This window comes from Streptococcus sp. HPH0090 (genome assembly GCF_000411475.1).
GTDB lineage: Bacteria > Bacillota > Bacilli > Lactobacillales > Streptococcaceae > Streptococcus.
Window position 1 is genome coordinate 652324 of the sequence record NZ_KE150464.1, and the last position, 24960, is coordinate 677283.

At 39.5% G+C, this 24960-nt stretch carries 20 protein-coding genes; 2 read left to right on the plus strand and 18 right to left on the minus strand.

Translation table 11 applies throughout. The features are described 5' to 3' along the window. Window positions 1-59 precede the first annotated feature (59 nt). Both holA and HMPREF1481_RS05175 read right to left on the minus strand, forming a co-directional pair. Window positions 60-1097, minus strand: coding sequence for a DNA polymerase III subunit delta (holA, locus tag HMPREF1481_RS05170; protein WP_016465990.1), 1038 nt, complete (start codon window positions 1095-1097; stop codon window positions 60-62). Window positions 1098-1129: 32 nt separating this feature from the next. Then, a complete protein-coding gene (locus HMPREF1481_RS05175; protein ID WP_016465991.1) occupies window positions 1130-2065 on the minus strand; it encodes a dihydroorotate oxidase in 936 nt (311 codons plus the stop codon). A 229-nt stretch (window positions 2066-2294) separates the two neighbouring features. Here HMPREF1481_RS05175 and gdhA point away from each other — a divergent pair, with 229 nt between their 5' ends. Continuing rightward, complete coding sequence (gene gdhA / locus HMPREF1481_RS05180; protein ID WP_016465992.1) at window positions 2295-3641, plus strand: NADP-specific glutamate dehydrogenase; 1347 nt, start codon at window positions 2295-2297, stop codon at window positions 3639-3641. Between the two features lie 100 nt (window positions 3642-3741). Here the strand turns inward: gdhA and HMPREF1481_RS05185 are convergent, their stop codons facing one another. The 12 genes from HMPREF1481_RS05185 to budA all read right to left on the minus strand — a co-directional run bounded on the left by HMPREF1481_RS05185 (window position 3742) and on the right by budA (window position 20117). Further along, window positions 3742-4386 carry a TetR/AcrR family transcriptional regulator gene (locus tag HMPREF1481_RS05185; protein WP_016465993.1) on the minus strand — a complete coding sequence of 215 codons (645 nt, stop codon included), beginning with the start codon at window positions 4384-4386 and terminating at the stop codon, window positions 3742-3744. 15 nt (window positions 4387-4401) lie between these two features. Next, window positions 4402-5406 (minus strand): NADP-dependent oxidoreductase, encoded by a 1005-nt coding sequence (locus HMPREF1481_RS05190; RefSeq protein ID WP_016465994.1) that lies wholly within the window; start codon window positions 5404-5406, stop codon window positions 4402-4404. Window positions 5407-5581: 175 nt separating this feature from the next. After that, window positions 5582-10063 carry a Cna B-type domain-containing protein gene (locus tag HMPREF1481_RS05195; protein WP_083936640.1) on the minus strand — a complete coding sequence of 1494 codons (4482 nt, stop codon included), beginning with the start codon at window positions 10061-10063 and terminating at the stop codon, window positions 5582-5584. Between the two features lie 216 nt (window positions 10064-10279). After that, window positions 10280-12898 carry an alanine--tRNA ligase gene (gene alaS, locus HMPREF1481_RS05200; RefSeq protein ID WP_016465996.1) on the minus strand — a complete coding sequence of 873 codons (2619 nt, stop codon included), beginning with the start codon at window positions 12896-12898 and terminating at the stop codon, window positions 10280-10282. Between the two features lie 15 nt (window positions 12899-12913). Then, window positions 12914-13399, minus strand: coding sequence for an LURP-one-related/scramblase family protein (locus HMPREF1481_RS05205; RefSeq protein ID WP_016465997.1), 486 nt, complete (start codon window positions 13397-13399; stop codon window positions 12914-12916). Window positions 13400-13682: 283 nt separating this feature from the next. After that, complete coding sequence (locus HMPREF1481_RS05210) at window positions 13683-14753, minus strand: ABC transporter substrate-binding protein (protein ID WP_016465998.1); 1071 nt, start codon at window positions 14751-14753, stop codon at window positions 13683-13685. After that, window positions 14750-15523 carry an ABC transporter permease gene (locus HMPREF1481_RS05215; protein WP_016465999.1) on the minus strand — a complete coding sequence of 258 codons (774 nt, stop codon included), beginning with the start codon at window positions 15521-15523 and terminating at the stop codon, window positions 14750-14752. The genes HMPREF1481_RS05210 and HMPREF1481_RS05215 overlap by 4 nt, the downstream gene beginning before the upstream one ends. Then, window positions 15520-16326, minus strand: coding sequence for an ABC transporter permease (locus HMPREF1481_RS05220; RefSeq protein ID WP_016466000.1), 807 nt, complete (start codon window positions 16324-16326; stop codon window positions 15520-15522). Before HMPREF1481_RS05220 ends, HMPREF1481_RS05215 begins: the two co-directional genes overlap by 4 nt. After that, the gene (locus HMPREF1481_RS05225) at window positions 16307-17464 is read right to left on the minus strand and encodes an ABC transporter ATP-binding protein (RefSeq protein ID WP_006150793.1); all 1158 of its coding nucleotides are present in this window, start codon (window positions 17462-17464) and stop codon (window positions 16307-16309) included. Before HMPREF1481_RS05225 ends, HMPREF1481_RS05220 begins: the two co-directional genes overlap by 20 nt. 138 nt (window positions 17465-17602) lie before the next feature. Continuing rightward, window positions 17603-18508 carry a UDP-N-acetylmuramate dehydrogenase gene (murB, locus tag HMPREF1481_RS05230; protein ID WP_016466001.1) on the minus strand — a complete coding sequence of 302 codons (906 nt, stop codon included), beginning with the start codon at window positions 18506-18508 and terminating at the stop codon, window positions 17603-17605. A gap of 115 nt (window positions 18509-18623) precedes the next feature. Next, window positions 18624-19376: a YhfC family intramembrane metalloprotease gene (locus HMPREF1481_RS05235; RefSeq protein WP_016466002.1), complete on the minus strand. Its 753-nt coding sequence runs from the start codon at window positions 19374-19376 to the stop codon at window positions 18624-18626. 12 nt (window positions 19377-19388) lie between these two features. Beyond that, window positions 19389-20117 carry an acetolactate decarboxylase gene (gene budA / locus HMPREF1481_RS05240; protein WP_025173275.1) on the minus strand — a complete coding sequence of 243 codons (729 nt, stop codon included), beginning with the start codon at window positions 20115-20117 and terminating at the stop codon, window positions 19389-19391. Window positions 20118-20446: 329 nt separating this feature from the next. Here budA and HMPREF1481_RS05245 point away from each other — a divergent pair, with 329 nt between their 5' ends. After that, window positions 20447-21721, plus strand: a complete 1275-nt coding sequence (locus HMPREF1481_RS05245) for an aminotransferase-like domain-containing protein (protein ID WP_016466004.1) — start codon at window positions 20447-20449, stop codon at window positions 21719-21721. A gap of 19 nt (window positions 21722-21740) precedes the next feature. Here HMPREF1481_RS05245 and HMPREF1481_RS05250 read toward each other — a convergent pair whose 3' ends face one another. The 4 genes from HMPREF1481_RS05250 to pstB (HMPREF1481_RS05265) all read right to left on the minus strand — a co-directional run bounded on the left by HMPREF1481_RS05250 (window position 21741) and on the right by pstB (HMPREF1481_RS05265) (window position 24952). After that, window positions 21741-22556 carry an ABC transporter substrate-binding protein gene (locus HMPREF1481_RS05250; RefSeq protein WP_016466005.1) on the minus strand — a complete coding sequence of 272 codons (816 nt, stop codon included), beginning with the start codon at window positions 22554-22556 and terminating at the stop codon, window positions 21741-21743. A 157-nt stretch (window positions 22557-22713) separates the two neighbouring features. Then, window positions 22714-23367 (minus strand): phosphate signaling complex protein PhoU, encoded by a 654-nt coding sequence (gene phoU, locus HMPREF1481_RS05255; RefSeq protein WP_016466006.1) that lies wholly within the window; start codon window positions 23365-23367, stop codon window positions 22714-22716. A gap of 10 nt (window positions 23368-23377) precedes the next feature. After that, window positions 23378-24136 carry a phosphate ABC transporter ATP-binding protein PstB gene (gene pstB, locus HMPREF1481_RS05260; RefSeq protein WP_016466007.1) on the minus strand — a complete coding sequence of 253 codons (759 nt, stop codon included), beginning with the start codon at window positions 24134-24136 and terminating at the stop codon, window positions 23378-23380. Between the two features lie 12 nt (window positions 24137-24148). After that, a complete protein-coding gene (gene pstB, locus HMPREF1481_RS05265) occupies window positions 24149-24952 on the minus strand; it encodes a phosphate ABC transporter ATP-binding protein PstB (protein WP_016466008.1) in 804 nt (267 codons plus the stop codon). Window positions 24953-24960 lie beyond the last annotated feature (8 nt).

A 24960-nucleotide genomic window follows, 5' to 3' on the forward strand; every position in this document is an offset into this window, starting at 1 on the left:
TCTTTTTCTTTTTATATAAAAATGATAACGCAATCATCCTGTTTTTTCAAGTTTTTTGCTCAATTCGACTGGCTAGCAATCTGCAATAAAGCCTTCTCAAATAGGTAACCTTTTTCGTAAACCCCTGTCTTAATTTGGTAATCAGCTTGGATGAGATGTCGGATAGAATCCTGTAAGAAATTCAAGGACAAACCTCGTGTGTCACGAAGGGCAAATTTGATTTGATAGGGGTTCGGATTGCGACCAAGATAGTGACCTAAACTGCTGACCATCTGAGATTCTGTCTGACCAGACTCTTGCAAAATTTTAACCTGTGTGTAGAGTCTGAACTGTCCCAGCATAATGGCAATCAGTTTAATCTCATCTTCTCCCTGCAAGGTCAAATCTTTCACTAAATCTCGCGCCTGATCAATCTTATTCCCTAAAATCAACTGGGTTAAATCAAAGATATTATCCTGCAAAGTCTTTGGTATAGCTTCAACAATGTCTTCTTCTGTAATGTCACCATTATCCTTGTAGGCCTGTAAGAAGAGTAGATTATTTTGAATTTCACTGAATTGAAAACCTGATTTAATAAGCAACTGTTCAAAGGACTTCCCATCAAAGGTAAGGCCTTGTTCCTGAGCCCACTTTTGAAAATAAGCTCGTATTTCTTGCTCTTTTGGCTCGATGGCTTCAAAAACTGTCGCATCGCGCTTGAGCAATTTGACCAAACGTCTCTTGCTATCCAACTTCCCTTCAGCAAAAATGACTAGTTTACTAGAAGGTAAAGGATTTTCCAGATAGTCTTCGAAAGATTTAAGTTCATCATCACTTAGATAGCGTTTTTTAGCTGTCGTTATGTCGATAAAATGATCTAAAATAACAATCTTTTCATCTGCAAAGAAAGGAAGACTGACCAACTCTAGCTCCAAGCTTTTGTAGTCTACTTCTTTCATGTCAAAATAAGCAAAGTTCAAATCTGCAGGATCGTAGCCGATTTGCTTTAGAACCTGTGTTTTCATGACGTCATACTGGCCTTGATCGCCCCCTGTAAACAGGGTCAAACTCGGGAGGTTAGCTAAGGACAGTTTTCGGCTTTCTTCTATGGCTAGCATCTATTCTCCTTTCTTTTTAGTTTCGCTTTTATTTAATCAATATAATGTAATTTACCACGGAAATCCTCTAGGCTTTGATAACCTTTTTCCACCATAATTTCTTTTAGTTCATTAGTAATACGCTCAAAAGCACCTACTCCTTCTTTATGAAGAGTAGTTCCTACTTGTACCATGCTGGCACCACATAAAATATGTTCAAAGGCATCACGTCCTGTAAGCACCCCACCAGTTCCAATGATTTGAATTTCTGGATTTAAGCGTTGGTAGAAAGCATGGACATTTGCAAGGGCGGTAGGTTTGATGTATTCTCCACCAATACCACCAAAACCGTTTTTAGGGCGAATCACGACCGACTCATCTTGAATATAAAGACCATTTCCGATAGAGTTGACACAATTCACAAACTTGAGTGGATATTTGTTAAAAATATTTGCTGCCTGGTCAAAATGTACAATATCAAAATAAGGTGGAAGCTTGATTCCTAGTGGTTTTGTAAAATACTCAAAGACTTCTGATAAGATACGGTCTGTTGTTTCAAAATCATAGGCAATCTGAGGTTTTCCTGGAACATTTGGGCATGAGAGATTGAGCTCAGTTAGACCACGGAAATCACTTTCTTGCACCTTCTTCAAAATGGTATGAGTTTCCTCTGGAGACATTCCAACTAATGATAAAAAGAAGGTACGATTTGGTTCCTTTTCTTGCAATTCCAAAAGGTAGTTCAAGTAATAGTCTAAACCATTATTTGGCAGACCCATAGAGTTGATAGAGCCAAGTGGAACATCTTGGTAGCGTGGTTCAGGATTCCCCTGACGAAATTCCAAGGTTGCTGTTTTAGTGACAAAGGTTCCTGCTGCTGAGTTTTTAACACCTTCCAATTCCTCAATGGTCATACAAGCAACTCCTGCCGCATTCATCAAGCAATTATCAAATTCAAAACCAGCGATCTGTGTTTTAGTTGATACCATGATTCTATTCCTCCAGATTCCTTTATATCTCTATTATTATACCATACTTTGATAGGACCCTTTTAATAAAAGTAACCTCATAAAAATGTTGGCTTTTTTAGCTGAAAAAAAGAGCTGTTGCTAAATTGAAAGAATTTTTAGAAAATTTATGTTTTTTTCTTTACACTGCAAAATTTTTCTGCTATAATGTCTCATGTAATAAAATATGACAACAAAAAAGGAGAACGATATGACATCTGCTAAAGAATATATCCAAAGCGTGTTTGAAACTGTAAAAGCTCGTAACGGGCATGAGGCTGAATTTCTCCAGGCGGTTGAAGAATTCTTCAGCACTTTGGAACCTGTCTTTGAAAAACACCCTGAGTATATTGAAGAAAATATCTTGGCACGTATCACTGAGCCTGAGCGCGTAATTAGCTTCCGTGTTCCTTGGGTTGACCGTGATGGAAAAGTTCAAGTTAACCGTGGTTACCGTGTTCAATTCAACTCAGCTGTTGGACCATATAAAGGCGGACTTCGTTTCCACCCAACTGTAAACCAAGGGATTTTGAAATTCCTCGGTTTCGAACAAATCTTTAAAAATGTTTTGACTGGACTTCCAATCGGTGGAGGTAAAGGTGGATCAGACTTCGATCCTAAAGGCAAAACTGATGCTGAAGTAATGCGTTTCTGCCAAAGCTTCATGACTGAATTGCAAAAATACATCGGACCATCTCTTGACGTACCTGCTGGTGATATCGGTGTAGGTGGACGTGAAATTGGTTATCTTTACGGACAGTACAAACGCCTTAACCAATTTGATGCTGGTGTCTTGACTGGTAAACCTCTTGGATTTGGTGGTAGCTTGATTCGTCCAGAAGCAACTGGTTACGGTTTGGTTTACTACACTGAAGAGATGCTTAAAGCAAACGGCAATAGCTTTGCTGGTAAGAAAGTTGTGATTTCAGGTTCTGGTAACGTAGCTCAATACGCGCTTCAAAAAGCAACTGAACTTGGAGCAACTGTTATCTCTGTATCTGACTCAAATGGTTATGTCATCGACGAAAATGGTATCGACTTCGACCTTCTTACAGATGTTAAAGAAAAACGCCGTGCTCGCTTGACTGAGTATGCTGCAGAAAAACCAACTGCTACTTACTATGAAGGTTCTGTATGGACTTACACTGGTAACTACGATATCGCTCTTCCATGTGCGACTCAAAATGAGATCAATGGTGAAGCTGCTAAACGCTTGGTTGCTCAAGGAGTTATCTGTGTGTCTGAAGGGGCTAACATGCCTAGCGACCTTGAAGCTATTAAAGTCTACAAGGAAAATGGAATCCTTTACGGACCTGCCAAAGCTGCCAATGCTGGTGGTGTAGCTGTATCTGCTCTTGAAATGAGCCAAAACAGCCAACGTCTTTCATGGACACGCGAAGAAGTGGACGGTCGCTTGAAAGATATCATGACGAACATCTTCAACACTGCTAAAACAACTGCAGAAACTTACGGTCTTGGAACTGACTACCTTGCAGGTGCAAATATCGCTGCCTTCGAAAACGTAGCAAACGCTATGATTGCGCAAGGTATCGTGTAAAATAATTCAATACAAAAAACCTCAATCACTTCGATTGGGGATTTTTATTTTGGTTTTAAAAAGAGCTCACTAAATTTTTTAGTGAGCTTAAAATTAATAGTTATTTTACTGTAACTAAGGCAAATGAAAGACATTCAACAATTTCACTTGTTACTTTATCAATATTTATATCTCCATTGTCATTAATAATCATAGGAATAGTATAAGAAAGACTTAAAGCTAAAATATAGCGAACGATTCTTTCATTTGACCAATCTCGGATAACACCATTTTCTTTAAACTGATTCAAAATTGGACTAATTGGTTTAATGATTGAACGTACTATGATATTTCCTAACTCTTCAGAAATTTTTTTATCAATAAGTGAACGACTCAAGAGAATTTTAACTTGCATTTTATTGTTTTGAATAAAAACTAACCTATCCTGAACGATACTTTTTAGAAAAAGAGAAAAAGTTTCCTGCTCTATTATAAATCTCTTATCTGAAAAATCAGCAATTACCTCTGGAATAACTTGTTCTAGAAATCTAGATAAAATAGCATCTAGTATACCTTCCTTGGTTTTAAAATAACTAAAAACGGTTCCTTCTGAAACTCCAGCATGTTCAGCAATAAGATTAGATGTTGTATTTTCAAAACCAATCTCGGAAAATAATTTTAAACTGGATATTAATACTTGACGTTGTTTTAAACTTAATTCACTGCTTTTTAATGTCTCAGCAAATTTATATTCTATACTTTCCATTGTTGCCCCCTCTATCTACTCTCTTATTTTAATAATTCTTTTACCACGAGTATGTCCCAATTTCAGACTACGATATGCCTCTCTAACTGACTCTAAAGAAAAACTATATTCTTTCTCAATATTTAGCTGAACTTTTCCATCTGAGACCATCTCCTCTAGAATTTTAAAATCATCATAAGTAGAATGTCTTGGCCCAGTGAACTGAGCCCCTTTGATCATAACAAATGGTGAAGGTACTAAAGTTCCAATATCAGTTCCGTTTAATCCAAGATGGAAAGCTAATTTAACGTAATCACCACCATAGCAATCCAAAAATTTTGTAATAGGTTTTGGAGCTACTGATAAAATAGACTTTTGGATATCCTCTTCATAAGATACTGGTATAGCGCCTAATGATTCTAGATATTCTGCATTTTTCTTGCTTGCAATACCAATAACAGTTGCGCCCTTAGCAACCGCATACTGAACTGCAATGCTTCCAATACCACCTGAAGCTGCCGAAATAACTACAACATCTTTTGAATTTAAATGAATTCTTCTAAAAGCGCCTCCGACCGTTAAAGAGGCCACACCCATAGTAGCAGCATGATTCATGTCAATATTCTCTGGTTTCAATGCGATTTCCGATTCACTAATACAAATTTCTGTTGCTAACGCACCCCTCTTAGTACCAAGTCCAGGATCACTTATTATTGTTCCAAAAACCTTGTCACCTACTGAAAAACGGCTCACTCCTTCACCAATTTCTGTGATAACACCAGCAAAATCCCTAGCGACACCTCTTGGAAATAAAGATGATTTTGATTCAAACCAACGACTTGGTTGTTTTAATTTTGTCAAAAAACTCAAAAAACGAAGCGGCTTCGCCCCCTCGAAAGTTTTGTAATCAATAGGATTTAAACCAACAGCAAATACTTTTACCCTAACTTGATTCATTCTTAATGATTCAGATGTAATATTTACTAATTCTAGGACTTTTTCATTACCAAAACGATTATAGTGTATTGCTTTAACGACCATTATCTTGTTCTCCTAATTACTAAACAAATTGAGTGAACACTCAATCAATTATTATATATTATACGCTTATTCTTTAACGAAATCAACTGCTCTGCTACTTTATATAAAAAATAAGAGGTCTTATGGACCTCTTATTTTTGGGGCTTTATAAACAAGATTTTAGTGCAATTTCCTCTTAGTTTTTCTTCTTTCTAAGAAGGTAAGCTGCAATGCCAACTCCAGCAAGAGCTAAGATTAGACTAAGAACAGAGTCACTTGAACCAGTATTTGGGAGGATTCCAACTTTCTTGTTTGGTTCTTCTGTTGTAGTTGTTGGAGGGACACTTGGTTCATGTTTATTGGTAAGAACAAAGTTTCCTTTACCGTCATCTGTAATAGTTACTTGATAACCTTCTGGAACATCTACTTCTTCAACTGTATAGTTGATTGCTTTACCATTGATTTTTTCATTAAGGTCGCTAAATGTATAAGTCCACTTGTTCTCTTCAGATAACTCAATTACAGCGCCAGTTTTCTGACCATCAGCATAAAGTTGTACTTTAACATTCTTAGGTCGAATACCGTCTTTGTTATCACTATCATCCCATTTCTTAGTTACTTGAACTGTTGTCTTAGATGGAGTATGCGTATTACGGATCACCACTTGACCTGGATCAGTTGCTTCAACCGTTTGAGTATAACCTTCTGGCACTTCTGTTTCTTTCACTGTATATTGAACAGCTTTGCCATCTTTTTTCTCATCCAATTCAGAGAAGGTGTAAGTCCATTTGTTATCTTCAGAGAGCTCTACTTCTTTACCTAATGCTTGACCGTCAGCATAGAGTTGAACCTTGATTGCCTTCGGACGAAGGCCATCTTGGTTTTCTGCATCATCCCACTTCTTAGTCACTGTTAAACTAGTTTTACCTGGTTTGTATGTGTTTGTGATAGTTGTACCATCAATCGTTGCTGTGTAGTTTGCTACGGTATCTTCTGTCACAGTGTAGATGATTTTCTGACCGTTTTTATAGACTGGTAGGTTTGTGAAGGTATGACTCCATGTTTCTCCCTCACCAGAAAGAGTTGCTGTTTGAACTTTCTCACCATTAGCCAAGATATGAACCGTAATTGTTGTAGGACGGAGACCATCTTGGTTTTTAGCATCATCCCAAACTTTTTTTACAGTTACTTCTGTTGTTTCAGGAGTTCGCTTGTTAGTAATCGTTGCTTTTCCATCTATAAATTCAGCTTCTTCTTTATCAACTGTGTAATAAGCTGGTACTTTAACTTCTTTTACAGTATAGCTGAAAAGGTTACCCTCGCTATCTCTATCTGGTAGATTGCTAAAGGTTGCTTTCCAATTATTCGCTGCTGAGAGTGAAACTGGTGTTCCTTCTGCTTTACCATTTTTATACAATTGGAATTCAATAAATTTCGGACGAAGACCTTCAATATTGTCTTGGTCATCCCAAACTTTAGAAGCTTCGAGATTGATATATTGGATAGCTGTCTTATTTGAAATCACTTTTGGCGATGCTTTGGAACCAACAGCTTCTCCATCAATTGTAACATGATAGATTTGTTGGTCTGCATCGTAAGTGACAACGACTGCATGCTCTGTCTCATCCAACTTGTAGTTGTTTGGAGCTTTAGTCTCTTTAAGTGTGTAAGTTCCTTCTGTTAGGGTAGTGAAGGCAAGGTTTCCATCCTTATCAGAAACTTGAGTTGCAAGAACAGTACCAGTAGCATCTGACAAGGTGAACTCTGCACCTGCTAAAGCTTTACTTGTATCGTCTTTATCCACTTTCTTCACATGGAAGCTAGCCGCAAAGATTTGAGAAGTTACCGTATTAGACTCACGGTTTCCATCATGTCCTTTAGCTCTATATCCAAATTGGTTATGAGCTTGAACGACACCTGAACGGCCACCATTGTCCTTGTTGTCTTCTGTATGATCTAGCATCAATTGCTTAACTTGGTCTGTCAATTCGCTTGGGTTGACCACTGGTACAGCAATATCAACTTGGCTACGCGCACCGATAGCGGTTCCTTCATTTGCAACGACCTTAATTCCTGTTACTTTACTATAGTCTGTGATATCTGCTGACCAAATATCTTTATCTGCAGCTTGTGCCATAGTGCTAGCTGTAACTGTTGTATCTGTAGTGTAGTATACTGTCCAACCTTCTGGAGCAGTGACTGGTCCACGAAGACTGACAGTGTATTCTGTCTTACGAGCAGAAGCATCAAGTGTATTGACATCACCAACTTTAGGAAGGACATCATAGATAACCGTATTTTCAACTGGATTATCTGTGTTGTTCTTAATTGTTAATTTGTAATTAAAGGTTTCACCTGGTTTAAAGGTACGAGTTACTGTTGAGGCATCAGATAAGTCATCGTTTTTAGCAATGAACTTACGAGCATAGACACCTTCAGCTGCAACGATAGTATAGTTAGATTCCGCATGAGGAATCTTATCCGTTGTCGAACCGTTGTTATTTAAATCGTAGCTATCTACTGCAATCTTATTAGGGTTAGCAGTTTCTAAATCCCAGAGACCTTCCCCAGCCAAATAAATATGGTTGGTAAAGGTTCCGCCATCGGCCTTACCTTTCAGCTTAGTATAGATAAATGGCAAACGAACTTGACCACCAGTCTCTAGAGCACGTTTGATAAATTCCTTTTGATCCAAGTGGATAATCAAGGCAGAACGTCCAGAGTTGTGGTAGTTTTCAACCACTTCATAGGATTTGTTCCAAGGAGCATAAAAACGAGTGTTATTCTTATCAAAATATTGATCTAAGTCCTTAAAGTCAATGTCCAAGGTATTTGGATCAAAGAGATCAATAACACGCAAGTCCTTGTAATCCTTACCTGGATCCAAGCGAACATTTTCAGCAGATAGGGAAAAACGAATGGTTTTTCCATCTGTGAATTGGACATTGTTGTAATCTGTATTCTTAGTCAGTTCAACATTTTCTTTCAAAGGAAGAAGTTTGAACTGCCATTTAGCAGATTGGTCTCTGTCTGCACCTGACTGGGTTTTGTAAGTAATTCGTCCAGTATTTTCATAGGCATTCTTGGTATCATCATTCTGATCAATATGGGTCTTTTCTGGATCTTTAAAAGATGTATAGGTAGAAATATAAATCCCTTGACCAGATGGAAGCTCGAAGTCGTCTTTCATCTCCAGTCTCCAGCCGACAACCGTTCCATATTTGGTCAAATCAGTGCTTCCAAATCCATCCTTGTCTGCCTCTGGTTGGATTTCTTTAGTTGAACCATCTTCCATGGTTAGGATGATGCGTTTCACGTATTGATTGATCAGAGGTCCATTTCCATAGATTCCAATCAACATACGACCATATTCAATTTTGGTAAACTTCAAACGAGAGTCTACTTGCTCATCATAAAAGACAATGTTTTTCTGAGCAAATGGTGTGATATTTTGGAATTTCAATACCCACTTATAGTTGGCTGCCTTGTAGTCTGTCGAATCGTAGACATTACCTTCAGCTTGTTTGGCAAAAGATCCTTTTCCTTCCAAGTCACGCGAAGTGAGTCGGAAGATGAGAGAATCTTCAGCCGTTACATCTGGTTCTCCCTCACCACGTTCCGCAGGAATCCCCACGACAGACGCAGTATTGGTCAAATCTTTCACTAAGACATCTTCTAAAGTTTGGTCTTTTTCCATGACCAAATCAGGGAATTTCAAGTATAAGAAACTCTTATCTTGGATTTTTTGCATCAAATCAGAATGATAGTTTTGAGGATTGGCATTGGCATCGGCAACAAAAGTTTTTGAAACCGTACCATCCCCATTGTCGACCCAGCCTTCTGATTTTTCTGTATCCAGAACTGCTGTACGAGTTTTTCCGTTTTTATCCGTATAAGTTGGTAACTTATCAGTAATCGTTGCAGATTCCAACTGGCGATAGCTACCATTATACTGTCCACGCATCCCATCTAACAAGAAGGCAAATGGAACTGAACTAGCTTTTTCAATGTACTTTTTACCATCAGCACCTATCACAATCCCTGGAGATGCTTCCGCATAGTCCCTAGACATGGTCGCATCATAGTTCTGATTAATAAACTTGGTCAAGGTATAATCCTTGTATTGAGGTTTCCAGGTTATACTATTGAGGGCAGTCTCAGCACCATTAACATTCAATGTCCCTGTGATATCCATCGAGTAGTTTGTAGGAGGAAATCCTAACTTAAACTTAGCGATGAATGGTAGTGTCAACACCTCTGACTTTTGGTAATTGGTGAAATGTAGGCTGATTTGGTAATCATCTCCCACCTTGGTCACTGTTGGTTCATCATGTTGAGAACTACTAGTGAATCCTGGAAGACTAACTTCCGATAAGTATTTCCCAGGGAGGACTACATTAACCACGACATCATTGATATCTGTCGTCAGATTTTTTGGGGTAATCTGAATATAGCCAGACATGGTATCAGAAGTGTTATAGGCCATACCACCCGGATGGTCTTGTTTATCTCCGTACAAGAGACTAACATCTAAGGCACCATTATCTCCGACTGCTAGTTCTTTTGCCAGGACTGATACAGCTCCTTGACTCATTTGCCCTAGCATCATTAATATGGTGAATAGGACAAAACCTTTTCTCAAGAAGGCTTTCCATAAGGAATTTTTCCTGTTCATCATTCTTCTCCTTTATATTAATTGAAACACATTGGCTCAAATTAATTTTATCACAAATAAGATATTTTATCTACAAAAATTATACATTTTTTATATCTAGTATACACTTTTTTGATTTTTACGTATTTTATATACATTTACTTTTAGGTGATAGATAAAAATTACTCTAAACAAGACCAAAATAAACAAAAAAATCTACCAAAAATGGTAGATTTTTTCTTACAATTTACCTGCTACGGCATCCAACAAGTCTTGAATGTTCGCTTGGTTGCTTCCTCCTGCCATGGCCATGTCTGGTTTCCCACCACCACGTCCATCAACGATTGGAGCTAATTCTTTAATCACATTACCTGCATGCACATCTTTTGTCTTGCTAGCTACAAGGACATTGACCTTATCACCGATAGCTGCGACAAGAACAAGGACATCAGAGTAATCTTTTTGTTTCCAGTTATCCGCAAAGGTACGAAGGGCACCTGCATCTGATACTGAAACTTGGCTGGCAATGTAACGGTGGCCGTTTGCTTCTTGAACATTCTTGAAGACATCACCTGCTGCCGCCGCTGCTGCTTTTTCCTTCAATTCTGCATTTTCTTTTTGCAATTGACGGAGTTGCTCCTGAAGTCCTTCAACCTTGTGAGGTACTTCCTTGAGTTGAGGAGCTTTCAAGGTTGTTGCGACTGCTTTCAGTGCATCTTCTTGTTCACGGTAAGCTTCAAAGGCTTCTTTACCAGTCACTGCCAAGATACGACGAGTTCCTGATCCGATTCCTTCTTCTTTGACAATCTTGAAGAGACCAATTTCAGAAGTATTACCTACGTGAGTACCACCACAGAGCTCAACAGAGTAATCACCGATAGTGACAACGCGGACTTCCTTACCGTATTTCTCACCAAAGAGGGCCATAGCTCCCATTTCTTTAGCGGTGTCAATGTCTGTCTCAACAGTTTCTACTGCGATGGCTTCCCAAATCTGCTCATTGACTTGTTGCTCAATAGCACGCAACTCTTCTGGAGTCACTGCTTGGAAGTGAGTAAAGTCAAAGCGTAGGAATTCTACCTCATTAAGAGATCCTGCCTGAGTGGCGTGGTGACCAAGGATATTATGAAGAGCTGCATGGAGCAAGTGAGTGGCTGTGTGGTTCTTCATGACACGGTGACGACGATTGCTATCGATAGCCAAGGTGTATTCTTGGTTCAAAGCAAGTGGTGCAAGAACTTCAACGGTATGGAGTGGTTGTCCGTTTGGTGCTTTTTGAACATCTGTCACTGTCGCTACAACATTTCCTTGAGCATCTAAGATTTGACCATGATCCGCAACTTGTCCACCCATTTCAGCGTAGAATGGAGTTTCTGCAAAGATAAGAGATGCAGTTCCTTCAGATACAGCTTCTACTTCTACATTGTCCGCTACGATAGCCACCAACTTAGAAGGCAATTGGCTAGCATTGTAGTTGAAGCTACTTTCAACTGTAATGTTTTGAAGGGTTTCGTTTTGCATCCCCATAGATCCACCTTTGACAGCAGATGCACGCGCACGTTCTTGTTGTTCCTTCATGGCTGCTTCAAAACCTTCACGGTCAACCGTCATACCAGCTTCTTCAGCAATTTCTTCTGTCAATTCCACTGGGAATCCGTATGTATCATAGAGTTTGAAGACATCTTGACCAGCGATGACGCTTTGACCTTTGGCTTTCAAGTCTGCTACGATGGTTTCTGCAAAGTGTTGACCTGAGTGAAGGGTACGAGCAAATGACTCTTCCTCGCTCTTCACGATTTTTTCGATAAAGTCGCGTTTTTCAAGCACTTCTGGGTAGTAACTTTCCATGATTTTTCCAACTGTTGGAACGAGTTTATAAAGGAAAGGCTCGTTGATACCCAATTTTTGACCGTGCATAGAAGCACGACGGAGAAGACGACGGAGTACATATCCACGACCTTCATTTCCAGGAAGGGCACCATCCCCAATCGCAAATGAAAGCGAACGGATATGGTCGGCAATGACCTTGAAGCTCATATTGTCACCATCTTGGTCGTATACCTTACCAGACAATTTCTCAACTTCACGGATGATCGGCATGAAGAGGTCTGTCTCAAAGTTTGTCTTCGCCCCTTGGATAACCGCCACCAAACGCTCTAAACCTGCGCCCGTATCAATGTTCTTGTGTGGCAATTCCTTGTATTCGCTACGAGGAACAGCAGGGTCTGCGTTAAATTGCGACAAGACAATATTCCAGATTTCGATGTAACGGTCGTTTTCGATATCTTCTGCAAGAAGACGAAGGCCGATGTTTTCTGGGTCAAAGGCTTCTCCACGGTCGAAGAAGATTTCTGTATCAGGTCCAGAAGGTCCCGCACCGATTTCCCAGAAGTTGTCTTCGATTGGGATCAAGTGACTTGGATCCACTCCCACTTCAATCCAGCGGTTGTATGAATCCTTGTCATCTGGATAATAAGTCATGTAGAGTTTGTCTTTAGGGAAGTCAAACCACTCAGGACTTGTCAAAAGCTCATAAGCCCAAGTAATGGCTTCGTCACGGAAGTAATCCCCGATTGAGAAGTTCCCCAACATTTCAAACATAGTATGGTGACGAGCAGTCTTCCCTACGTTTTCGATATCGTTGGTACGGATGGCTTTTTGCGCATTGGTAATACGTGGGTTTTCAGGTTTGATAGTTCCATCGAAGTATTTCTTAAGAGTGGCAACCCCTGAGTTGATCCACAACAGTGTTGGGTCATTTACTGGAACCAAGCTAACAGATGGCTCTACTGAGTGGCCTTTACTTGCCCAGAAATCAAGCCACATTTGGCGGACTTGTGCACTAGATAATTGTTTCATAATGTCTCCTTTTTACTAATTAGATTGGCTTTCTAGCATCTCCACATAGTCGATAGCAACGCAGAGGGAAATGACTAGGTCTGCATAAGATTCGTCGTAGACTGTTACAGTATAGGTAGAGGTTAAATGAAAAAGTTCCTTGGTAATCTCAGCAATCACTTGATCACGATCATCTAGGAGTCTAAAATTCAAATCCCAGATATTGCCTTCGATACGAAGACCGAGATTGTCGAACTCATACTTATCTCTAAATAAAGTGAGCTTCTTTCGAATATAGAAACTATCTCCATTACTGAGTTGAATCTCAAAGCGTGGCATAAAGGTAAGAATTTCTTTACTAATTCCACTGACCTGTTCACCAACTGCATCATAAATGGTAAAAGTCTTAGGAATCTTAAAAAATGAACCTTCAACCTGATAGGCGACATTGCCCATTTCATCCTTGATATCAAAACGTTCACCACCTAGACGGAACTTTTGTTTAACAAGAAATGTTTTCATAAGCACCTCCAAAAATAAAAGACAAATCCATATCACGAAGGGCGAAAAACCGCGGTACCACCTTCATTCAATGAACTTGTCATTCTTGATTCTTATGCAATTGTTACAATCGAGTAGCATGATTTTCTATCTTAGATGGCTCGCAGCACCGCCAATTCTCTGAACTAAGATGGAGAGAAAATCAATTCTCAACTTTCTTATTATATCGTTTTTTGATGATTGAGTCAACTGGGAAAGCTAACAAAAAACGAACCAGCTTAACTGATTCGTTTTATTTATACTCCTACTTCCGATACATCTTAAACTGTAGGAAGAGGTCACTATAGATACCTGTCCATTTATGGTCAAATTTCTCATAAACTTCCAGGTGTTTCATAGTGTCTGCGTCTGGATAGAAGGACTTGTCCTCTTTTGTCTCCTCAGGGAGCATTTCCTTAGCAGCATTGTTTGGTGTTGAATAACCGACATATTCTGCATTTTTGAGAGCATTTTCGGGTTTCAACATGAAGTTGATGAAGGCATAGGCTGCATCCTTGTTCTTAACTGTCTTTGGTATCACCATATTGTCAAACCAGAGGTTACTTGCTTCTGTAGGTACGACGTATTTGAGGTTAGGATTCTTTTCCAACATCTGGCTAGCTTCCCCTGAGAAAGTCACACCGATGGCAGCGTTATTCTGAATCATGTAACCCTTCATCTCATCGGCTACAATAGCCTTGATATTAGGAGTTAGCTCATAAAGTTTATCGACCGTTTGTGACAGTTGTTGTGGATCTTTAGAGTTGAGGCTATAGCCTAGTGAGTTAAGACCTAACCCAAGCACTTCACGCGCCCCATCAAAGAGCATGATTGAATCCTTGTATTCTGGTTTCCAGAGGTCATCCCAATGTTCAGGCGCTTCTTCCACCATTGTTTCATTATAAACAATTCCCAATGTTCCCCAGAAGTATGGGATTGAGTACTGGTTGTTGGGGTCAAAAGACTGGTTGAGAAACTCTGGACCAATATTCTCAATTCCCTCAATCTTACTATAATCAAGTGGAACTAAGAGATCTTCGTCCTTCAACTTGTTAATCATGTACTCACTCGGGATGGCAATATCATAGGTTGTTCCACCCTGCTTGATTTTCGTGTACATGGCTTCGTTAGAATCAAAGGTTTCGTACTGAACTTGGATTCCCGTTTCTTCTGTAAATTTTTCCAGAAGTTCAGGATCGATATAGTCTCCCCAGTTGTAGATAACCAATTTTTGACTATCACGACTATTGATTTTACTATCAAGATGGTAAGAAATTCCCCACAAAACGAGGATAATCGCAAGAATTCCTGCTAAAAATGAATAGAGCTTTTTCATGCTTTCTCCTCCTTCTCACGCGAAATAAAGTAATAGCCGACAACCAAGATAATACTAAAGAGAAAGACTAGGGCTGAAAGTGCATTGATTTCTAAGGAAATCCCTTTACGAGCTCGAGAGTAAATCTCGACTGAGAGGGTTGAAAAACCATTCCCCGTTACAAAGAAAGTTACAGCAAAATCATCCAGTGAATAGGTGAAAGCCATGAAATAACCTGCAATGATAGACGGTGTTAGGTAAGGAAGCATAATTTCCTTGAACATTTGGAACTGACTAGCTCCAAGGTCATAGGCTGCATGAATCATATCTCCATTCATCTCTTTCAATCGAGGCAAGACCATGAGCACTACAATTGGAATTGAAAAGGCCACATGACTAGAAAGAACTGTCAAAAATCCAAGCGAAAACTTGAGTTGTGTAAAGAGAATCAAGAAACTAGCACCAATCATAACGTCTGGAGCAACCATCAAAATGTTATTGAGTGATAGAAATGCTTCTTGGTATCTCTTGCGTGATTGGTAGATGTAGATAGCTCCAAAGGTACCAATCACTGTCGCAATTAAGGCTGACAAAAAGGCTAGTAAAAATGTCTGTACCAGGATCAGCATGAGTCTTCCATCGCTAAACATAGTATGGAAATGAGCTAAACTAAAACCTGTAAAACTATTCATATCGTCCCCAGCATTGAAGGCATAACCAATCAAGTAGAAGATTGGCAGATAGAGGACGATAAAGACGAAGGCTAGGTATAGATTCGATAATTTTTTCATCGTTCTCTCCTTTCCTTAGTCACCCACATAGTGACGAACATAGTCAGGATAAGAACAACACCGATAGTTGAACCCATACCATAGTTGTCGTTGGTTAGGAAGTTCTGCTCGATGGCAGTCCCCAAGGTAATTACTCGGTTCCCTCCAATCAAACGGGTCAACATGAAAAGACTCAAACTTGGGATAAAGACAGATTGGACACCACTTCGCACTCCATTCATTGACAGAGGGAAGATGACATGGCGGAAGGTTTCCCACTTGGTCGCACCGAGGTCATAGCTAGCATTGATGAGATTATTATCCATATCATCTAAAACATTGAAGATGGGCAAAATCATAAATGGAAGCTCGATATAGCTTGCTACAAAGATAAATGAGAAATCTGTAAAGAGCAACTGCTGCGAACCAATCCCGATAAATTCTAGAAATTGGTTGATAGAGCCATTTTGCCCGAAAATCCCGATAAAGGCATAGGCCTTAAGGAGAAGGTTGATCCAGGTTGGCAGGATAATCAGCATGAGCCATAGTTGACGGTGTTTAAGACGAGTCAAAAAGAGGGCTGTTGGGTAGCTGATAAGTAGCGTCACTAGAGTTACAATCCCTGCATAGAGCACTGAGTTAAAACTCATTTTGAGATAGGTCAAATTTTGGGACGCAAAATAGGATTTATAGTTTTCTAAACTGAACTGGCCTTCGATGTTGAAAAAGGATTGTCCAAATATCAAGACCAAGGGTGCCAATACAAAGAGTGCAATCCAAAGCATGTAGGGCACTACAAAGAGTTTAGAGGTTGTTTTCTTCATCTCTTTCCTCCTCAATAGCGTTAATCAAACCTGCTTCATGCTCTTCGATTTCTACGTACTCTTCGATACGAGCATCGAACTCTTCTTCCGTTTCATTGAGACGCATGATGTGAATATCTTCAGGTTCAAAGTCCAAACCGATTTCCTCACCAACGATGGCCTTACGAGTTGAGTGAATCATCCATTCATTGCCGAGTTCATCATATGCAATGATCTCATAGTGAACCCCACGGAAAAGCTGGGTATCAACCTTCACTTGGAGCTTCCCTTCTTCTGGGAGGGTAATGCGCAAGTCTTCTGGACGAATGACGACTTCGACTGGTTCATTTGGTTTCATCCCACCGTCGACCGCTTCAAAGCGTTTGCCGTTAAACTCGACCAAGTAGTCCTCAATCATGGTTCCTGGCAAGATGTTTGATTCACCGATAAAGGTCGCAACAAAGTGGTTGATTGGCTCATCGTAGATGTCCACTGGTGTTCCGGACTGAACAATTTCACCGTCATTCATAACGAAAATCCAGTCACTCATAGCCAGGGCTTCTTCCTGATCGTGGGTAACAAAAACAAAGGTAATACCCAATCGTTGTTGCAATTCACGCAATTCGTACTGCATGTCGGTTCGCAACTTCAGGTCAAGAGCTGACAAAGGCTCATCCAAGAGGACCACACGTGGTTGGTTGATAATCGCACGCGCAATTGCTACACGCTGACGTTGTCCTCCAGAAAGCTTACGAATAGAACGTTTTTCGAAACCTTCCAACTGTACCATTTTGAGAACTTCTAATACACGTCGTTCGATTTCTTTCTTATCGACCTTACGCAAACGCAATGGAAAGGCAACATTTTCAAAGACATTCATATGCGGGAACAAGGCATAAGACTGGAAGACCGTATGAACATCGCGCTTATTGGTCGGAATATCATTGATTCGCACGCCGTCCAACAAAATATCACCAGTCGTTGCATCCAGCAAACCTGCGATGATATTGAGAATAGTTGATTTTCCTGATCCAGACGCTCCTAGCAGTGTATAAAATTTTCCTTCTTCCAACTCAAAGTTAATATCCTTGAGAACCTTGGTGTCGCTATCTTCAAAAACTTTAGAGACGTTTCTGAATTCGATAATTGGTTTTTTCAATTCCTCTAAATTCCTTTTTCTTCGTAAATTAACAGATTGGGACCTTTTTAAATGCTAGAAACAAGCTTAGGACATAAAATGGCCTAAATCTCATCTAGCGATAAAATCCCAATCTTTGAATGATGTGTAAAAATAATGTTATTCGTGCTCACCCAGAATACGAACTTCTCTCTCGAGGGTAACGCCTGAATGTTCTTTAACTTTTTCAATGACAGACTCAATTAAGTCTTCATAATCTCTAGCAGTTCCATCAGCTACATTTATCATAAAGCCTGCATGCTTTTCTGAGACTTCGACACCACCGATACGGTAGCCCTTCAAACCAGCTTCTGAAATCAATTGCCCTGCAAAATGCCCAACCGGACGTTTAAAGACAGAACCACAAGATGGATACTCCAACGGTTGTTTAAGTTCTCTTAAATGGGTCAAGCGTTCCATTTCTTGTTTGATCGTCTCATAATTTCCTGGAGATAGTGCGAATTTAGCTGATAAGACGACTGCTCCAGATTCTTGAATGGCTGAATGACGATAACCAAAGGCTAAGTCTTTGGCAGATAAAGTCTCGATTTCACCATCTTTTGTTAAAATCTGACACGATTGCAAGATATGAGCAATCTCACCACCATAGGCACCAGCGTTCATAAAGACAGCACCACCGACGCTTCCTGGAATTCCACAAGCAAACTCAAAACCCGTCAAACTATGACGAAGAGCTATACGAGTCGTTTCAATCAAGTTAGCTCCAGCTTCTGCCTCAATCGTATAACCATCAACTGTGACATTATTCAATTTGTCACACATGATGACAAAACCACGAACTCCACCTTCACGAACGATAATATTACTTGCATTTCCAAGAACCATCCATGAGATATTTTCTTGATTGGCAAATTTAACGACACGAGCCATCTCGTAGCGATTTCGAGGAAAAACTAAGTAATCTGCTTTCCCTCCAACTTTTGTATAGGTATAAGTTTTCAATGGCTCATCGAATCGAATGTCAATTCCTTCTAAGGTTTCTTTTAATTTATCTAATACAGTCATTTTTCTTATCCTTTTATAAAATTCATTCCATTATACCATTTTTAGCGATTTTTTTCGATGATTTGATGAGCTTTTTTATTCATACAAATTAAAAAGAGGCTAGGCCTCTTTTCGTTTATTGTTTTTTATAAAAAATTGACTTTGTAAAGTATACAAATAAGAAAACTTCCACAGCTAGTAATCCTTCCACTATTAGTGGATTTGAAATCCAACCAACCTGTGAAAGACTCGGAGCCAAATCAAATAGGGCATGTAGACCATAGGCAGCTACTAAGTAAATCCAATTCTTTTGACGAACTGCTTGATAAACCCAGAAAGAGAGTCCGATTTGCATCACCAGAGCAAGTATGCGTTCAACACCTAGTAAATAAACTTGCCATACAGATAGGGACTGAACTGCTTCAAGTGTAGTTTTTGGAAGGAGATTCGCTACATCGGGATTTGAAGACTCTAATAATGATAGGAGGATCAAAAGACTAATCAAACTTCCCATTCCGAGGTAGAGCAATTCCAAACCTCCATGCCCCAACCCATAAGCTAAGGCATCTGAATCTTCTAAGTTTCTCTTCTTCTCTAACCATTTAAAGAAGACAAGGCGAGCCGTTTCTTCAAAGATAGCTGCCATAGCAATTCCATAAAGGACATATAAAAAAGGGTGCTCCTGCATGAGCGAAATGGTTCCGTCTTTTTGTGGATGAAGTACCAAAAGGTGAACGATTTTCTCCAAGACTTGAGAAGAAACAAAGAATGCCACTGCCCCAAGACCTAGTACCGAAAGGTTAATCTTGTATTTCTTTTTTGCATACCAAATGGCTGCTATAAGAAATACAACTAAAGCTATCATAGTAATTATTACATGAATTTTCATATCTTGCACCTCTTACTCTGCTTGATCGATATCTTTTTTCATCTCATCTACATTAAACTTAGCAAAGAGATATTTACGATCCTGAACAGGGAAACGTTGATCCAGCTGGTCAACAGCACCTACCTCTACAATTCCTTCCTTGATAACAAAGTCCATAACGTGGCCACCAAAGGTTAGGTCATCTGAGATAAAGTGCAAATGATAACCAGCAACACTGACGCCATGGAAAATTTCAGGTGTCCAGAATCCAACAATTGTTCCTGAAACATTGTCACAGCTATATTCAGGCTGATGAGTTGCCACCTCAGCAAACTTTGTTTCACTTGTTGATTTTGGAATCATACGAACATGCATATGTTTAAAATCACCGTGAATCTTAATCGAACGAAATAGGTTTTCCCCATCATAATAGGACTCAATACGCTTTTCAAGTTCCTGATCAGTCATTTCAAAACGCTGACGAAAAATAACTTCTGCCTGGTGGGGTACAACTGCCGCATAAGGGATCAGAGCATCTGGCGACACTTCAACGATTTCAGGTTTATCACCTGACCCCTTAGCTTGATAAGCCTTTCCATCTAAGACAATCAATTCCCCGTCAATGGAATCTAGAGTTCCTAGCCCTAAATCGCCATGTTCAAGCAATTCACCAACGGTCATGGTTCCACCGTAAAGTCCAGCCATTAAGGCTCCCAAAGTATTGTATTGGAATAATTTCACTGGTTCTTGCACCTTCATCATCTCACTCTTATTGAAATTTTACTTACTAAGTATATCACATTTCTGATTAGAATTGAATGCTAGACTGCCTTTTAATACTCAATGAAAATCAAAGAGCAAACTAGGAAACTAGCCGCAGGCTGCTCAAAGCACTGCTTTGAGGTTGTGGATAGAACTGATGTAGTCAGCTCAAAACACTGTTTTGAGGTTGTAGATGGAACTGACGTAGTCAGTATCCTACACATACGGCAAGGCGACGTTGACTCGGTTTGAAGAGATTTTCTAAAAGTATAACATTGCCAAACTTCTGAAAAAAAGGTACAATGTAACAAAATCAAGAGAGGTCTGGGATGAAGCAAGAAAGCAAGTACGAACAAGTCGTACACTATCTAAAAAATGAGATAGAATCAGGTAGATTTGTGACAGGAAGTCGCCTGCCATCTATTCGAAGACTCAGTCAAGATTTCCACTGCAGTAAGGACACTATTCAGCGTGCACTCATGGAACTTCGATACGAGAAATACATCTACTCCAAGCCTCAAAGTGGTTATTATGTATTGGAACAACAAACCAGTCACGAAGACCTAATTATCTCCGTTAATGATGAACATGTGGCTGCCTATGATGATTTTCGGCTTTGCGTCAATGAAAGCTTGATTGGACGAGAAAATTATCTCTACAACTACTATGAAAACCAAGAGGGACTAGAAGAATTACGAAAATCTGTTCAGACATTACTTTTTAATCAAGCGATTTATAGTAAGGCAGACCAGTTAGTCATGACATCTGGAACCCAGCAAGCACTGTTTATTCTTTCTCAGATTGATTTTCCAGGTCAAGCTCAGGAAATACTGGTTGAACAGCCAACCTATCATCGGATGAATCAACTACTACTAGCTCAAAACATTCCCTATCAAACCATTGAACGTCAGGTGGACGGTATTGACCTAAACGAACTTGAGAAACAGTTTAAGAGTGGAAAGATTAAGTTTTTCTATACTATTCCCCGTTTCCACTACCCTCTGGGGCATTCCTATTCTGAGGAGGAAAAACTTGCTATCCTTGACTTGGCTGCAAAATACCAGATCTATATCGTTGAAGATGACTATCTAGGTGACTTAGATCCTAAAATGGGACAAACTTTTCATTATCTGGATCAACATGATTTGGTCATTTATATCAAATCCTTTTCTACGAGTCTATTTCCTGCCCTCCGGATAACTGCACTTCTTCTTCCAAATGCTATAAAGGATGCTTTTATAACTTATAAAAATATTCTGGACTATGATAACAACCTTATCATGCAAAAGGCCTTATCTCTTTATATTGATAGTCAACTCTTTGAGAAAAACAGACTCGCAAGATTAGCACTTCAGGAAAAAAGTCAGGAGCACATCCAACAACTTTTAAATAACTATCCCATTTCCTTGCCAATCTATTCTCTCCATGATGGAGTCTTACTTGATCTTAGAGACTATCCTAAGATTGCAAGTCTCAAACACAGTCCTTTAAATCTCGACTTTTTCGAAGCATCCTACATAGGGGCTTGTCCCTATCACTTTGCAAAAGTTCCCTTTGAAAATATTGAAGCAACACTAAAATACTTAAAAACAGAGCTGGACTAAAGTCCAACTCTGTTATTTTTTATTGTTCTACTTCGGTTAATTTAGAAGCTTTCTCAAGATAGGTTTGGTAAGTTCCGTCATCTTTCAATTTTTGGATGACCTTATCTACTACTTCCTTCAAATCTGAATTGCCTTTTTTGATAGCTACAGCATTTGCTTCGCCTTCTTTCATGGTCAAGCTTACTGTAGCAACAGCCAAATCAGAGTTTTTACCAGCATAACTTAGAGCAACTGGTTCATCCATATGAACAGCATCAACCTTACCTGATTGAAGCTCATTGACTGCCTCACCCATGTTAGTCAAAGATGTTAACTGCGCATTTGGAAGTTGTTCTTTGACCATTGATTCAGGAACAGTTCCTTTTTGAGCTGCAATATTAGCACTTGCAAGAGAATCTAAATCCTTGTATTTTTCAAGATCAGCCTTTCTGATAAGGAAGCTAATTTTGTTTTCATAGTATGGAATTGAGAAATCAAAGACTTCTTTTCTTTCTTCAGTTGCACTGATTCCCGCAATGGCCAAGTCAGCCTTTCCTGTCTGAAGACTAGTCAAGACGTTATCAAAACTCATGCTTGAAACTTCCAATTTTACTCCAAGTTCATCAGCGATTGCTTGTGCCATGTCAATATCAGCACCTACAACTTGGTTCTTACCATCCACAAGCGCTTGGAACTCAAATGGAGCATAATCTGGGCTTGTTGCGACCACCAATTTCCCTTTTTGTTTGATAGCCTCTACTGCAGACTGTGAGCTTGAGCTAGACGATTGGCAAGCTACTAAAAAGAAACTTGCAAGAAAACTACATAAAACAAATATCCATTTTTTAAATTTCATAAATAAACAACCTCTCTGTTAATTTTGTATAATTATAACTCTATAAAAATTGTTTGTCAAGTATATTTTTAATATTTATTTATTTTTTTCGATTTCTTTAACAAAAAAGGAGCTTTTATTCATTATTCAGCCCCTTTTTATGTATAATTAATCAATTTTACAATTCGACAATCTTACCTGTTTCAAAGTAAACAACCCATTCACAGATATTCTTTGCATAGTCACCGATGCGCTCCAAGTAAGAAATAACTTGGAAATAATCACGACCTGTGACAATAGCATCCGGATTCTTTCTGATTTCTTCAGTTGCCAAATCACGAATATTTTCGAAGTAATGGTTAATTTTTTCATCCATGGTTGCAACTTCGTAGGCCTTGTCGACTGATCCGTTAAGGTAAAGTTCGAGAGTTGTTTCCACAAAACCTTTAACATCGCGTCCCATGTTTTTGATTTCTTCCTCAACTGCTGGGATACGTTGTTCACCCTTCATACGAATAGTTGCTTCCGCAATAGATACCGCATGGTCACCCATACGTTCTAAGTCTGATACAGCTTTTAGGACTGTCAACACTGTACGCAAGTCTTGTGAAACAGGCTGTTGAAGCGCAATAATTTCAAATGATTTCTTTTCAAGTTTTACTTCATATTCATTTACTTCTGCGTCTTCCTCGATAACTTCTTTTGCCAAGTCACGGTCATGTGTCACAAAAGCTCGTACTGTACGATTAATCTGGGAAAGAACTTCTTGACCCATCGCGTAAAATTGGTTGTGCAATTTCTCTAAATCTTCTTCAAATTGAGATCGTAACATCTTTTTCTCCTTATCCAAATTTACCTGAAATGTAGTCCTCAGTTTCTTTATGTTGAGGATAGAGGAACATTTCCTTGGTATCGTTAAATTCTATCAAATCTCCATTAAGGAAAAAGCCTGTTTTATCAGAGATTCGAGATGCTTGCTGCATGGAACGAGTAACCAAAAGCATGGTGTACTTGTCCTTGAGGCTATATAGGGTTTCTTCGATTTTTCCAGCTGAGATAGGGTCTAAGGCCGAGGTTGGCTCATCCAAAAGAATAATCTTTGGACTAGTCGCCAAGACACGGGCTACACAAACACGTTGCTGTTGACCACCTGAAAGACCTATAGCAGAGTCATGCAAGCGATCCTTAACTTCATCCCAGATTGAAGCACGCTGTAAAGCCTTCTCCACTGCTTCATCCAAGACCTGCTTGTCCTTTTCTCCATTGATACGGAGACCGTAGACGACATTTTCGTAGATAGACATTGGGAAAGGATTAGGTTGTTGGAATACCATTCCAATTTCCTTACGCAATTCAACTGTATCGGTACGAGGGCTATAGATATTGTGACCGTTATAAACTACTGATCCAGTTGTCGTCACTTCAGGATTGAGGTCACCCATTCGGTTAATAGCCTTTAGAAGTGTTGACTTCCCAGATCCAGACGGACCGATAAGGGCTGTAATTTCCTTGGGTTGAAATGATAAGGAAACACTATTCAAGGCCTTCTTTTTATTGTAATAGACTGACAGGTCTGAAACCTGCAAAATCGGTTCTGTCATACTGTTTCCTTTCTAACCAAAGTGTCCAGTTACATAGTCGTTAGTTGACTGTAGCTTAGCATTTTGGAAAATATTAGCAGTTTTATCATACTCAATCAAATCACCCAAGTAGAAAAATCCAGTGTAGTCGCTTGCACGTGCAGCCTGTTGCATACTGTGGGTCACGATAATGATGGTAAAGTCCTTCTTCAATTCCAACATGGTTTCCTCAAGCTGAGCTGTCGCAATCGGATCTAAGGCTGATGCAGGCTCATCCATCAAGAGGATATCTGGTTTAACAGAGATTGCTCGAGCGATACAAAGACGTTGCTGTTGACCACCTGATAGAGTCAAGGCAGACTTATGAAGATCATCTTTTACCTGATCCCAGAGGGCAGCTTGACGAAGAGATGTTTCTACAATTTCATCTAGGACTTTCTTGTCCTTGACCCCTGCACGTTCATGTGCAAAAGTAATATTACGGTAGATTGATTTAGCAAATGGATTTGGACGTTGGAACACCATTCCGATGTGTTTACGCATTTCATAAACATTAATTTCAGGACGGTTAACGTCAATTCCTTGATAGAGAATCCGTCCTGTAACCTTAGCAATATCAATGGTATCATTCATACGATTAAGACTACGGAGGTAGGTTGATTTCCCAGACCCTGATGGACCAATCAAGGCCGTAATTTTATTTTTTTCGAATTGCATATCCACGCCCTTGATGGATTCATTCTTACCGTAGTAAACATGTAAATCCTTCGTAGAGAGGGCCACTTTTTCTTCTGGAAAAGTAATGATATGCCTTTCATCCCAATTATATTTTGACATGGCTTCTC

Excerpts from the sequence above, each read along its gene's own strand:
- holA (WP_016465990.1), bottom strand. The coding sequence starts at position 1,097 with ATGCTAGCCATAGAAGAAAGCCGAAAACTGTCCTTAGCTAACCTCCCG.
- HMPREF1481_RS05175 (WP_016465991.1), bottom strand. The coding sequence starts at position 2,065 with ATGGTATCAACTAAAACACAGATCGCTGGTTTTGAATTTGATAATTGC.
- gdhA (WP_016465992.1), top strand. The coding sequence starts at position 2,295 with ATGACATCTGCTAAAGAATATATCCAAAGCGTGTTTGAAACTGTAAAA.
- HMPREF1481_RS05185 (WP_016465993.1), bottom strand. The coding sequence starts at position 4,386 with ATGGAAAGTATAGAATATAAATTTGCTGAGACATTAAAAAGCAGTGAA.
- HMPREF1481_RS05190 (WP_016465994.1), bottom strand. The coding sequence starts at position 5,406 with ATGGTCGTTAAAGCAATACACTATAATCGTTTTGGTAATGAAAAAGTC.
- HMPREF1481_RS05195 (WP_083936640.1), bottom strand. The coding sequence starts at position 10,063 with ATGATGAACAGGAAAAATTCCTTATGGAAAGCCTTCTTGAGAAAAGGT.
- alaS (WP_016465996.1), bottom strand. The coding sequence starts at position 12,898 with ATGAAACAATTATCTAGTGCACAAGTCCGCCAAATGTGGCTTGATTTC.
- HMPREF1481_RS05205 (WP_016465997.1), bottom strand. The coding sequence starts at position 13,399 with ATGAAAACATTTCTTGTTAAACAAAAGTTCCGTCTAGGTGGTGAACGT.
- HMPREF1481_RS05210 (WP_016465998.1), bottom strand. The coding sequence starts at position 14,753 with ATGAAAAAGCTCTATTCATTTTTAGCAGGAATTCTTGCGATTATCCTC.
- HMPREF1481_RS05215 (WP_016465999.1), bottom strand. The coding sequence starts at position 15,523 with ATGAAAAAATTATCGAATCTATACCTAGCCTTCGTCTTTATCGTCCTC.
- HMPREF1481_RS05220 (WP_016466000.1), bottom strand. The coding sequence starts at position 16,326 with ATGAAGAAAACAACCTCTAAACTCTTTGTAGTGCCCTACATGCTTTGG.
- murB (WP_016466001.1), bottom strand. The coding sequence starts at position 18,508 with ATGACTGTATTAGATAAATTAAAAGAAACCTTAGAAGGAATTGACATT.
- HMPREF1481_RS05235 (WP_016466002.1), bottom strand. The coding sequence starts at position 19,376 with ATGAAAATTCATGTAATAATTACTATGATAGCTTTAGTTGTATTTCTT.
- budA (WP_025173275.1), bottom strand. The coding sequence starts at position 20,117 with ATGATGAAGGTGCAAGAACCAGTGAAATTATTCCAATACAATACTTTG.
- HMPREF1481_RS05245 (WP_016466004.1), top strand. The coding sequence starts at position 20,447 with ATGAAGCAAGAAAGCAAGTACGAACAAGTCGTACACTATCTAAAAAAT.
- HMPREF1481_RS05250 (WP_016466005.1), bottom strand. The coding sequence starts at position 22,556 with ATGAAATTTAAAAAATGGATATTTGTTTTATGTAGTTTTCTTGCAAGT.
- phoU (WP_016466006.1), bottom strand. The coding sequence starts at position 23,367 with ATGTTACGATCTCAATTTGAAGAAGATTTAGAGAAATTGCACAACCAA.
- pstB (WP_016466007.1), bottom strand. The coding sequence starts at position 24,136 with ATGACAGAACCGATTTTGCAGGTTTCAGACCTGTCAGTCTATTACAAT.
- pstB (WP_016466008.1), bottom strand. The coding sequence starts at position 24,952 with ATGTCAAAATATAATTGGGATGAAAGGCATATCATTACTTTTCCAGAA.